The organism is Clostridium tagluense, from assembly GCF_003865095.1.
GTDB lineage: Bacteria > Bacillota > Clostridia > Clostridiales > Clostridiaceae > Clostridium_AD > Clostridium_AD tagluense.
Genome location: NZ_BHYK01000009.1, coordinates 79,714 through 92,013 on the forward strand (window position 1 = coordinate 79,714; position 12,300 = coordinate 92,013).

8 protein-coding genes are annotated in these 12,300 nt (G+C 30.0%); 6 read left to right on the forward strand and 2 right to left on the reverse strand.

Going from position 1 to position 12,300, the window contains the following annotated elements; genetic code table 11:
* Positions 1–10 precede the first annotated feature (10 nt).
* The 4 genes from Ctaglu_RS09805 to Ctaglu_RS09820 all read left to right on the forward strand — a co-directional run bounded on the left by Ctaglu_RS09805 (position 11) and on the right by Ctaglu_RS09820 (position 5,119).
* Positions 11–1,285, forward strand: coding sequence for a vWA domain-containing protein (locus tag Ctaglu_RS09805; RefSeq protein ID WP_125000693.1), 1,275 nt, complete (start codon positions 11–13; stop codon positions 1,283–1,285).
* An 82-nt stretch (positions 1,286–1,367) separates the two neighbouring features.
* Entirely contained in the window at positions 1,368–2,006 is a 639-nt protein-coding gene (locus Ctaglu_RS09810; RefSeq protein ID WP_233439737.1) for a hypothetical protein, read from the forward strand.
* A 67-nt stretch (positions 2,007–2,073) separates the two neighbouring features.
* The gene (locus Ctaglu_RS09815; RefSeq protein WP_125000696.1) at positions 2,074–3,354 is read left to right on the forward strand and encodes a TRAFAC clade GTPase domain-containing protein; all 1,281 of its coding nucleotides are present in this window, start codon (positions 2,074–2,076) and stop codon (positions 3,352–3,354) included.
* Between the two features lie 4 nt (positions 3,355–3,358).
* The gene (locus tag Ctaglu_RS09820; RefSeq protein WP_125000699.1) at positions 3,359–5,119 is read left to right on the forward strand and encodes a GAP1-N2 domain-containing protein; all 1,761 of its coding nucleotides are present in this window, start codon (positions 3,359–3,361) and stop codon (positions 5,117–5,119) included.
* A gap of 107 nt (positions 5,120–5,226) precedes the next feature.
* On the opposite strand, the gene Ctaglu_RS09825 is transcribed toward Ctaglu_RS09820, so the two are convergent.
* On the reverse strand, positions 5,227–8,793 hold the full coding sequence (locus tag Ctaglu_RS09825) for a S8 family serine peptidase (RefSeq protein ID WP_125000702.1): 3,567 nt from the start codon (positions 8,791–8,793) through the stop codon (positions 5,227–5,229).
* Positions 8,794–9,016: 223 nt separating this feature from the next.
* Here Ctaglu_RS09825 and Ctaglu_RS09830 point away from each other — a divergent pair, with 223 nt between their 5' ends.
* Positions 9,017–9,463 (forward strand): GNAT family N-acetyltransferase, encoded by a 447-nt coding sequence (locus Ctaglu_RS09830; protein ID WP_125000705.1) that lies wholly within the window; start codon positions 9,017–9,019, stop codon positions 9,461–9,463.
* A 188-nt stretch (positions 9,464–9,651) separates the two neighbouring features.
* Here Ctaglu_RS09830 and pdaA read toward each other — a convergent pair whose 3' ends face one another.
* The gene (pdaA, locus tag Ctaglu_RS09835; RefSeq protein ID WP_373861671.1) at positions 9,652–10,566 is read right to left on the reverse strand and encodes a delta-lactam-biosynthetic de-N-acetylase; all 915 of its coding nucleotides are present in this window, start codon (positions 10,564–10,566) and stop codon (positions 9,652–9,654) included.
* A gap of 208 nt (positions 10,567–10,774) precedes the next feature.
* Between pdaA and Ctaglu_RS09840 the strand changes: the two genes are divergently transcribed.
* Entirely contained in the window at positions 10,775–12,277 is a 1,503-nt protein-coding gene (locus Ctaglu_RS09840; RefSeq protein ID WP_125000708.1) for a LexA family protein, read from the forward strand.
* Positions 12,278–12,300 lie beyond the last annotated feature (23 nt).

Here is a 12,300-nt window from a genome sequence, read left to right on the forward strand (position 1 = left end):
GGGATTTTTTGTGAAGGATAAGAGAATTAACGGACTGATGATTTTCATGAGTGGAGCAGGTGGTATTTTGGGATTTATATTTAGTGAACTATTATTAAATGCTTATAAATATACCCTTCCTCAAAGTATACTCATGGGATTATATTTTGGAATTATAGCTTTCTTTTCGGGGCTTATGTGTATTATTGCAGAGGTTATCCATCCAAGACTCAATGGTTATAATTGGAAAAATAATTATTCTAAAACTTCTTTAAAGTTCTTAGTACCTTGCACATTTGTGCTTTTATTTATAGTTGGTGCATTATTTCAATTTATTTATGGGTTTGATGTTAACAATAAAAAAGTTAATGATATATTGCTTTTAATCGATACTTCGGAAAGTATGAAAAGTACAGATCCCAATAATGATAGATTTGAGGCAACGAAAAATCTTATTAAAAATATGAATGAAGAAAAAAGATTCTCTATTTACACCTTCGATAATAAAGTTTTAGAAATATTTCCAATGACTAAAGCTACGGAAAAAACTAAACAAGCGGCTTTAGAAAAGCTAGAATCTCTAAAAGCGCCTAGGGGTCAAACAAATATGAAGGCTGCATTAGATACTGCTTTAAAAGAAATACAAAGCACAAAGCAAGTTGATAGGAATGCTATTGTATTATTGTTATCTGATGGAGAGGATAGTTTTGATTTAAATGAAAAATTCGATGAAGTTATAAAACCTTTTCAGGATAATAAAATTTCCGTTTATACGGTAGGAATGGCTAAGGATAATAATTTAAAAATGCTAAAGAAAATATCGAGTGTAACTAACGGAAATTATTACAGTGTTTCTGAAAGTAAAAATTTAAAGGACATTTTTAGCAAAATCTATAAATATAGAGATCAAAGGTTACTCGTAGATAAAAGAAACGGCTTATTTGATAGTATTAAATTTTATGCAATAATGAGAATAATATTTATAACCCTTATAGGAGCTGTTATTTCAACAGCAATAAGTTTTATGTTTGATAACAAATATCTTCTAAAGGGATTTATTATAGGTGGACTAGTAGGAGGGGTAACCGCAGGAATTGTTTTAGAATTAGGGTTTAAATTTATACCTTGGGCTGGAACTTTTTATAGGTTAATTGCAGCTGTAATGCTAACAACTATATTTACTTTATTCTCAGTACCTGTAGATGTAAAAGACAAAAAAAATGGATTTTTTAAAGCTGTGAATTCAAAAATAAATTATGATTCATATTCAAAGAATGCAAAAGGCAGTAATACATTTGGTGAATAGAAGTTTATAATAGCTTTGTGTGTAGACAATTTTGCTTAGACATTTGAAAATGAATGTACCTTATATAGATAGGAGTTTTGCTATGAATATGAGAGATTTAGAAAGCTTAGAACAAGGCATAAAATCAGTAAAATGTGAAATAGAAAAAGAAAAATTTGTTATAAAGTGGCAGTGGGCCTGTGGCTATGATATAGTCTATATTTTTAAGTCTAAAGCCTTAGATGAGCTAGGTATAGAAGCTATAACTAAGGAAAATGTAAAGATATTTACTAGAGAAGAGTATAGAGAGTTTAATGGTTATGTTGAGAGTATAAGGGAGATTGACCAATACAAATTTATGATTTTTAAAGCGGAGGAAATTAATGAGAAGCTTATCCTTGTAAAACAACAGGATGGAGAAAATGAAGTAATTGTTTGTACAGGAAAGCCTGATATTTTTTATAAGATTATAGAGTATAAGCCTTTATTTAGTAAAAATAAAAAAGTAAAGATGAAAATAATTTGTGATGCACCTTTTAAAAAAGATGTACTATGTTATGTAAAAAAACAGGGGAACTATCCCGAAAGTCAGGAGGATGGAATTAAATTTGATTTTATCGGGGACTTTCATCCAGGGGTAAATGAAATGCCGAGTATAGAAATTAGCAGGGATGAATTTGTTAAGATTTTCATAAAGGATGTTAATAGGTATGGAAGCGCATATAATCTGAGAGAAAAGTAAGAGTGAGTTCATTGATAGCTATAAAAGGGAGGTGAGTACCTGATGGTTTTTATAAATCAGGTATTGTATGGGTATTTTTGATATTTTAGCACTAGGTAAAAAAAATAAAGTAGATAAAAATTATAATTTAAAGAGATCTAAAGAAAAACGTAATACAGATGATATTAAATGTCCATTTTGTTTTAAAACTTTTAATAATGAGGATGTTCATTTTAGGGTAAGTCATGATCAGGATGGAGATCCAGAGTATGAAAAACAGATTGATGAGATTTTAAATGAATATAATAGAAGGATTGGTAAAGCTACCTTAGGAGAGATAAATGCTATTATTAGAGCAGTAGATTTGCCAGAAAAAAACAAGACCAAGGTTGATAATGCGATTATTGAAGTAAGAGATAATTATGATAAGGTTACACAGGAGAGATTGTGTCCATATTGTCATAATGTGCTCCCTATAACTTCAGGTAGAGGGGATACAAAAATAATTTCAGTGGTAGGAGCTTCTCAAGCGGGGAAGTCTGTTTATATGTCTTGTCTTTTATATTATCTTGAACGCCAAATTGCGGAAAAGTTTAAAGCCGCAGTTATTCCTGGAAGCTCAGAGTATAATGAAGATATAAAGCAGAACCAGAGGATAATATTTGAATTTAATAAAATGTTAGAACCTACCCCAAAGCAACATATAGATCCATTAATTGAAACTTTTAAGTTTAAGGATGAATCTAAAAAGCCAATAACTTTTGTGTTTTATGATGTGCCAGGAGAAGGTATGACGGATAAGGATTATATAGACAAGCACGGAGAACATATTCAAAATTCTGACGGTATTATATTTCTTATAGACCCATTACAAATGAGGGCATTAAGGAAAAAAATAAATTTAGCAAATGGATCAAAAGGAGATTTTACAGATAAATATCAAGAACCTAAAGAAATTCTTGTGTATTTATTCGAAAATTTTATATCTAAGCAAGAAAAAACTATAACAGATATACCTACAGCAGTAGTGGTTACTAAAAGTGATATGCTAGTTAGTTTAAATGATGAAGAATATATAAGTGCCAGTAGTAACGTATTTAGAAATTGTAATCATGAGGGCATCTTTAATCTAAATGAATTTGAAAATATTGATGGAGAAATAAGAAGGTTTTTAACTAAAGTAGACACACCTTTTAAAGGCGCTATGGATGCATATTTTAAAAATGTAGGCTATTTTGCAGTGTCTTCTTTAGGTTGTAACCCAGAAAACTCTAAAATCAATGACAATTTTACTATATCCCCTTTAAGAATAGAAGAGCCTTTTTTATGGCTTTTATATAAGATGGGTTATATTAAAGAAGGAAGGTAATAGTATGATTCAGCAACATTATTATACAAGGGAGAAAAAAGGATTATTCAGTGATACCCCAGGATATGATACTATTTCCAAAAGCAAGGGTTTAAAAGATAAGTTAATAAAAGAGGTGCTTCATAACTATTGTTTTTATGAAGCACCTTTTGAACTAATAGAGGAAGAAGATTTAAATAAATATCCCCAGGCACTTATGTGTTTTAATATACCACCTAGAGAAATGGTAATTGGATGTTCAAGTTTTGCTGGCAAAGATTATACAGGTCAAAGAAATAGATATTTCACTCATAATTATGTAGTAAGTCAGGTGGAGAAGGAGTTTTATATCAGGAATCCTGAAAGAATTTTTCATGCGGAATTTAAAATGCCGATTTTTGAATTACATGGGGGTGACAATAAGAGAGGTGAAACTTTTTTAGATGAATTAACTGATATACCTATGGATAAGCAGAGTCATGAATTTTTCAAAAGGGATAAGTTTTTCAAGGAATTAGGTATACAAGAGATTATGTATAAGAAGCTTTTAAGTGCGTGTTTTGATTCTGTTTTAAATAATAGAAAAATATATATAGTGCTGAAAGTGCCAGCGCAGCAGTTATCAAAATACTCAAAACAGCTAATGGAGTATATATATATAGGTCTTCCATACCTAGTTAGAAGAAATTTTGGGTTTATAACTTATGCGAAAGATTCAAAAATCAAGGAGTTTATAAATCTTCAGTTTGTGGCTAAGGGTGGGGTAAGGAAAGCTGATGTAGCGCAATCTCTTGCATATGTTTTTGATTTTCAAGAGGAAGAACATTTAAATGTAATGAAACTTAAAAATGAAAATGATTATTTGAATTTTATTTGGAATAACCTAGATAAGCCACAAGTATTAAATGAGTTTTTTGAAAAAGTTGATAAATATATTAAAGAAAATCAGCAGGGGCAAGGACTTAGTTTAGAAGAATATAATGGAATATTCACAGCAAGTGTTCAAGAGAACTTAAAACATAAGGTAATAAAATCTGAAGAAAGCAATATAGTTCAAATTGAAAAAATAAAAATCCAAGAGCCTAAAGGTAAAGAAATTGATATGAATATCTTAGAAGATATAGATATATCGAAAATATCTAAGAGGCAAATAAAGAGCTTTATTATGGAAGAAAAGTATAAAAAAAATGATACATATATGATTGTATATTATCTTCAGAGAATACTTGCAAGTAAGGTAGATAGGGAAATAAGTTTTAATGAAAGAAACATTTGTGAGTTGTCCCTTGAAAAGCTTACAGAGGGCTATGAAGTGTCTCCCATACTTTTGAAAGTAAAAGAGAGAATACAATATTTTTATGAAAAGGAAATTTCAAGAGAAACTTTTAGAAAAATTATGGTTGGTTTTATAGAATGTAATTTTCATAATACATTAGACTACATTTCTGAAAAAGAAGATGCTTTCTCTAAAGGGGTTTATATAAATTATAACTTTAAGCAACTCTTTAATTATTTACTCAGCCATGGTGGGACAGCGAAGGCTCGAGATTATATATTATGGGCAGTTAATGATTTTTCAAAATTAAAGGAAAAAGAATTGAGTTTTAGCTTTTTTGAAGCTTTGAAAAGTTACATAGAAAATAAGGATAATGATTTCTTTAAAGATAAAAATTTTAGAAGGCAAATATTGCAGAGTGATAATGAGTCTATAATAGGTAGTATTAAGGATTTAGAGTTAGACATGTGTGGGGGAATAAAAAAAATTATATTAAGACTTAAAAGGTAGTGTTAACACTATTATGGTATCAATTGAGTTAGCTTGGTTTAATCATGCAACTAAATTTAATATAAAAAGATAGTCTTCATAAGATGAAGACTATCTTTTTATTGCTTTTAGCGGAATACGGATAGTATATTACTTGTCACGTTACCCGCTCTATCTACGGCTTTAACTTCAATATAATTCATTCCTGTATGAAGTTTTACTTCTGTTTCAAAGTGAGCTGTTTTAGCGTAAATATCTGCAGTTGTAGATATTTCATTTCCATTAACAAACAATTTAAATCCAAAGTTATTGTCAGAAACTTCACAGTTGAGTTTAAAAGTGTCAACATTTTTTGCTAGGTTTATTTGTTTATCTTTGCCAGATATATCAATGCCATTAATAGCTAACTTAGGAGCAAGTAAATCACAATAAAGATTCAATGAATAGTCGAACTTGTTACCTTTTTCATCTGTTGCTGTTACTGAAACTTTATTTTGGCCATCTTGTAGGTTTAGTTCTTTCTTGAAAGTTAAGTCTGAATTTATAGTAACGTCGGTGCCTTGTATTTTAAAGAATTTAACTCCAGTTGATAAATCTCCACTTAAAGTAGGAGTCGCAGAATTATAGAAACTACCTTCTCTTTTAACTCCAGTAAAGTTAACGTATAATTTATCATTTTTAACAATTACATTTGTACTCACTTCTTCAAGTTTAGTATCTTTTATATCATAAGCTTGTACAGTTATTTCATGCTTGCCAGGAGCTAAGTTTTCAAATTTATAAGATGATGTTTCAATATTTTTTGCGGAAACCTCACCATCAACTAAAATATTGAAATATCTCATGTCGGAAACAAGTTTAGAATCTCCTGAATATGACAATTCAAATTTACCTGAAGGGAATACTGTGCTCGCTTTAGGCGAAGTTATTGTAAGGGGTTGTACTTCTACCTTTGTTGAATATTCATAGGTGTTTTTAGCATAATCAGTACTATAAATTGTGAGCTTGTTATTACCACTTTGTAGATCTAAATTTACGTAGTAGTTTCCATCGGCATCTTGTGCTAATTTCATAGAGGTACTTCCATTTTTATCTGTAATATATGTTCCATTTTTCATAATTTTAAAATCTTTTATTCCAGATAATTTATCTGTTGCCTTGAATTTTAAAACATATTTTCTTGAATTTACTTTACTTTGCGAAGTCAATGCTGCAGTAGGAAGAGTTGAATCAACTTTAATTGGTAATTTCATAGTTTGATAATTTGTAGTAGTAGAATCAATTGATGCTTTAACTTCGAAATAATATTGCCCATCTTTAACTATTTCATATTTTCCACTAACTGGATTATAACTAGTTAAATCCCATATCCATGGCGATTCTTCTTTATAGTTATCATCTTGTAATTTATTAGCAGGGTCTGCTTTCCATAAATCTTTAGCTAAATCTTTTTCAACACCTAGACTCCTAACTAAATTTCCTTTTTCATCTACTACATTAACAAGCATAGTTTTAGCATTCCTGAGTAATTTTATTTTTGGTGTTACACTTACTTTTCCATTTGCTGCAGTTACAGCGATTAATTTTTCATCAACTATTGGTAATTTGCTTTTTTCGTCTTCACCAACTACTCCTAAAAGATTTTCATCATCATTTTCAGTTAAGCTATATACTCCAGTTCCTTTTAGATGAGAGCCTTCATCCCAAAGTGGCTTGTCCATGATTAAAGATTCATTCCATTCACCATAAAATCCCATATATGGAACGCCAAGTGTCGCTGAATCTTTAGAACTAGGTTCAAAGGTTAAAAATCCTTCTACAAACGCTCCTTTAGCTGTGCTTTCAGGTATATTTAGTGTAACCTTAAGCTCAACTACTGATCCTGCAGGTACAACGACTTTATCCTTATCAAAGGAAACTGTAGCTCCTTTTAGAATTATGTCTTTTGCTTCATCGCTCTTATCTGATAGTACTACATTTGGAGTCTTAACAGTATAGGTTTCTTCCTTATTTCCATAATTCTTAAATTTCAAAGTGAATTGTTTTGTAAGTCCATTAATTTGCTTTAATGCAGCAGTAGATTCATCAGCTTCATTTACAATAATTACATTGGTTTTAACAGCAGCAGCTACATCTACAAGGCCGGCACCTTGTCTTCTTGGAGAAAATGGAATTAAATCTTTGTTAGAGGAGGAATCAATTTGAGGTTTTGCTGTACTTATAATAAGTTGTTTTGCAAGTTCAGCTTTTTCTTTTGGGGATAACTTGTCTAATTTTAACTCTTTCATGTGTTGTAGAACTAATGCCATAATACCAGCGGTATGTGGGGATGCCATAGAGGTCCCTGACATATATTTATACTCATTATTATTAACTGTTGAACGAATATCTCCACCAGGAGCAGTAACTTGAGGTTTAAATTCCAAATTTGGAGTAGGACCCCAAGATGTAAAATCAGACATTTCTCCAGCGGTAGGATTTTTTATGCTTACTTTTTTATCTGAGAACTTAACTTTAGTGCCAGTTTTTATTGAAGCTAGTAGTTGAGCCCCATCTTCATTAGATATGAATATTGAAGGGATTTTTACACTAGGGTCATTTGCCATGCTAATATATAATTTTTCACCGTCTTTATTGTATATAACGGCCGCTACAGCACCTGCAGTTTGAGCATTTATTTCTTTTTCTATAAAAGTATTAGATCCTCTTTTAATAAGTGCAACCTTACCTTTTAAATTCTTACCTTTAAAATCCTCAGGAGTTCCAAGACTGCAATCAACAATATCGTATTCACCTTTTAAGAGCCCAATTGGGCTAATGTCTAATTCTGATTTTAAGTATGCCATATCTTTATACTCATTACCAACTTTATATGTTAGTGCGGGCCATACAAGCATACTATTATTAACAGATGCTACACTTAGAGCCTCTTTTGCAGTAGATGGAGAACCAACTACTGCTGTATCAACTATATCAGAAACTTTATCAGGAGATGTTGAGTATGCAGAGTTTCCAGCTGAAACTACTACAACTATACCTTTTTCTTCAGCTTCTTTTATAGCCTTTTGTATAGGTGCGCTATTTTCTACAAAACCTGAATCGGAACCAAGACTCATATTTATTACATCTGCGCCAAGTTTTACAGAATCCTCTATAGCTTGAACTACATCTTCATCATTACAGCTTGGATAATCTGGATCGTTTGAGAAGACTTTCATTGCAAGTAGTTGCGCTTCAGGTGCAACTCCTTGAATTGCTTCAAATTTTGAAACCTCAGTAGAGTCTCCATTTGCAGCAACTATACCAGCTACATGCATTCCATGCATATTTCCTTCATCAATTATATTTTGATTTTTATCAGCATAATTATATCCATAAGGGACTTTATCAGTAAAATATTTTCCTTTTGCTTGTGGACTTTTATTTTTAATTTTAGCTTTTGATGGATCAGTAATTTTCATATCTTTATGTCTATAATCAATACCACTATCAATTATAGAGATTACCATGCCTTCTCCTTTATACTTAGAAACTTGCCATTCTTTTAATACATTGGTCAAATCTTTTGATGATGTCATAGTTGGTTTATACCCAGCTTCATTATTGACACCTTTTGCATTAACGTTAAATACATAAATGTTTGAAGATAAAATGCTCAATGTAAGAACAAGACTTAAAAGTTTTTTTCTGTTCATTATTTAGTCCCCCTTTAAATATACAATATTTATTATATATTATCATAATAATGCAAAAAAGGAAATATAAATAATAATTTAGAGAAAAAATTGCAATTAACAGATTTTTCATTATACTTAATATTAAGTCGAAAGGGTTGAAATCTTAACTAAATTGCATTAAGATTTAGATATAATAAATCTCAACTAGATTATATAAATGAAGCAAGGGAGAAGGAGAGCTATGAATTGGGAAATGAAAAAGTTTACTGAACTAAGTGGTGAAGAAGTATATGAAATTTTAAAACTTAGAAATGAAGTGTTTGTTATAGAGCAGCAATGTATTTATGAAGAGTGTGATGGTAAAGATAAAAAATCTTATCATTTATTTGCAAAGGAAAATGGAGAAATTCTTGCGTACTTAAGAATTTTAGAAAAGGGCATTTCTTATAACGAGATATCTATAGGAAGGGTCTTAACTGATAAAAAATATCGTGGTAAAGGATTAGCAAGGAAAATGATGCTAAGAGCAATAGAATTTATCGAAAATCATTTAAAGGAAAAAACAATTAGAATTTCTGCACAAGAGTATTTATTAAATTTTTATTCAAGCCTGGGGTTTGTAAAGGTTAGTGATGTGTATTTAGAAGATGATATTCCACATGTAGAAATGTTATATAAAAACAATTAATTATAGATTTCCCGAGATTGGCTTTTGGGGTTTATGGAAAAGTAAAGAAAGTGAATAAAAATCCACCAATTATTTTTAAAAAACAAAACTTCAGTGGGATTATAAGTCTCCTTCTGAAGTTTTTAATATTAAAGCTCCTGGGATAACGCTTCATCAGCGAAGTTAATTTGCAACACCTTCAGTGATGATTAATGTTTTGAAGGTAATTCATCTAGTGTTTTAAGCTCATATCCTTGACTTTTCCACTGTGTAATCACATCATCTAATATTTCAGCATTGGTTTTTGATACTGCGTGCAGTAACATAATTCCACCATTGTGAGTTCTTTGCATAATACGTTTTTTTGCAGTTTCATGGGAGGGTTGTTTATCAGTAAGCCAATCCATGTAGGCAAAACTCCAAAATATAGTTTTATAGCCATAGTTTTGAGTATATTGTAAGGATAGCTCACTATATTTTCCCATAGGAGGTCTAAAATATTTAGATATTTTTTTCCCTGTAACATTCTCAAATTCAGCTTCTACATCAGATAACTCTCTATTGAATTTTTCCACGTCTACTATTGAAGCCATTGAAGGATGGTGATTACTATGGTTACATACTAAGTGCCCTTCATCTACCATTCTTTTAATTAATTCTGGGTTAGAAGTAATATAGGGTTTTACAACAAAAAAAGCTGCTTTCACATTGTGTTTTTTTAAAACATCTAGAATAGGAGCAGTATAACCAGCTTCATATCCCTCATCAAAAGTTAAATACAGTGTCTTTTTTGATGTGTCTCCTAAATAATAACACTCATAGTTTGATATAATTTTAATAGTTTCTTTAGGTCCTTCAGGTGGCGTATTGTCATTGCGGGGCTGGAAATACCAATTATATTCCTTAGTACTTAAACCATTGACAGCTATATTATTACTAAAGACGTTTTTGAAAAATTTTATTAGGTCAGCTGTTTTTGATTTATCCTTGTTATGACAGTTAATATATTCATTTTTAGAGTCTATAACTGAGCTACATCTTAAATCTTTGCCATAAACAGCAGTTGATAAACAGGTAACTATAAGCATTGAAGAAATAATAATACTCAATATCCTTGATTTCACACTAATCACCTCTAGTTCTCATCCTATTTAGAAAAGTTTTTAAATTGTTCTACAACTTAGTATGCTCAGTAGATGCTTGTATATATTCAAAATTTATAAAAAATTTAATAAAATCATTATTATAGTATAAGCAATTATAGAAAAATCATACTTTTAAGCTCTAATTAAGGTATAATATTACTATGTTTACAACAGTGGAGGTGACGAAATGGAATTAACTTTAGAGCAACAAAGGATGATTCGTAGCAAACCCTCAAGATATAGCACAATTAGAGGGATTCAAGGTTCCGGTAAGACAACTGCATCTATCTATAGAAGTCTTTATTTAAAAAACAATTATTGTTTATATGAAGAGGATAAAATATTAATGTTAGCTTCTAAGGATGAAGATATAAATTATATTGAAGACATATATAACAAAGTAGAAAAAGAAACTAGATTAGATTATTTAACTCTATTTTCTAATAGTGAAAGAAAATTTCATGTGGTTACATTAGAAAGCATTTTACATAGATATTTTTTAGAATATAAAAATAAATATAAATTAAAAAATGAGCAAATAATAGGTAATGATAAAAAAAATAGCATTATGAAAAACTGCATATTGGACATTAAAAATATTTATCCAAGTCTAAGGATATTACATGCGAGTTATGTTAAATTTTTTATTGAAGAAGTAAAGTGGATGAAAAGTTGCAATTACTTAAAAATTGATGCCTATTTGCAATGCAATAGAACAGGAAGAAAATGTGAAAAAGGACAAGGACCACAAAAAATTCCCAAAAATTCTACTGCTAGAAAAGCAATATTTCAGCTTATGCTTACATATAATGAGAAGCTTAGGTCAGAGAATTTAGTTGATAATGAAGATATTAATATATATGCTCTACTAATGGCGGAGACTGTTGCACATGGTAAGTATTGTCATATTATAGTTGATAAAAGTAATGATTTAACTAAGGTGCAGTTAGATTTTATTAATGCATTATTTAAAGAAAAATCTTATTCTAACATGATGTTTCTTGTTGATATAGATATGATTCACAATACTAATTCTTGGATGATAAAAGGCAAAAGAGTTAATTCTAAACCTCTAGGAGAAAAGGCAAAAATACATTTATTTAAAAATAATTATAAAACACAAGAAATCCTTCAAAGAAAACAGTTGGAGATAAAGGACAAAAATTTAGACATCAAATCATTGGAGAATTTTCAATTTTGTGATTTAAGGCATAGCAGATCCTATAAATTCATGAGGGATTATAGTAGGATATCAGATATTCTATTAAATGATGAAAATGGTGATTATGAGTATATAAATGAAGAATTATTAGAACTACCTGTATATAGTGATATAGCAGCAGGTGAACCTATACTTATTAATTCTGAAATAGAAGGTAAATTTTATCTTCCAAAGTATTGGTTAAAGGGAGTGAAAAATGCCTTTATTTTAAAGGTTAAAGGTGACAGTATGATTGGGGCAAACATTAATCATGGAGATTATGTAATAATAAGACAAGAACATGCTGCAAATAATAAAGATATTGTAGCTGTTGACATAGGTGGTAACGCTACTTTAAAGAGGCTTTCTATAAACAAAGATAGAGTATTACTTATGCCAGAAAATGAAAAATATAAGCCTATTGTAGTAGATAGCGAAGATACATACATTATAGGCACAGCTATAGGTATTATAAAGCACAAAAATTAATTTTATGGAAGGAGTCAAGTAGA

Coding starts and splice junctions, on each gene's coding strand:
- Ctaglu_RS09840 (WP_125000708.1), top strand. CDS start 10,775: ATGGAATTAACTTTAGAGCAACAAAGGATGATTCGTAGCAAACCCTCA.
- Ctaglu_RS09815 (WP_125000696.1), top strand. CDS start 2,074: ATGGGTATTTTTGATATTTTAGCACTAGGTAAAAAAAATAAAGTAGAT.
- Ctaglu_RS09810 (WP_233439737.1), top strand. CDS start 1,368: ATGAATATGAGAGATTTAGAAAGCTTAGAACAAGGCATAAAATCAGTA.
- Ctaglu_RS09830 (WP_125000705.1), top strand. CDS start 9,017: ATGAATTGGGAAATGAAAAAGTTTACTGAACTAAGTGGTGAAGAAGTA.
- Ctaglu_RS09825 (WP_125000702.1), bottom strand. CDS start 8,793: ATGAACAGAAAAAAACTTTTAAGTCTTGTTCTTACATTGAGCATTTTA.
- Ctaglu_RS09820 (WP_125000699.1), top strand. CDS start 3,359: ATGATTCAGCAACATTATTATACAAGGGAGAAAAAAGGATTATTCAGT.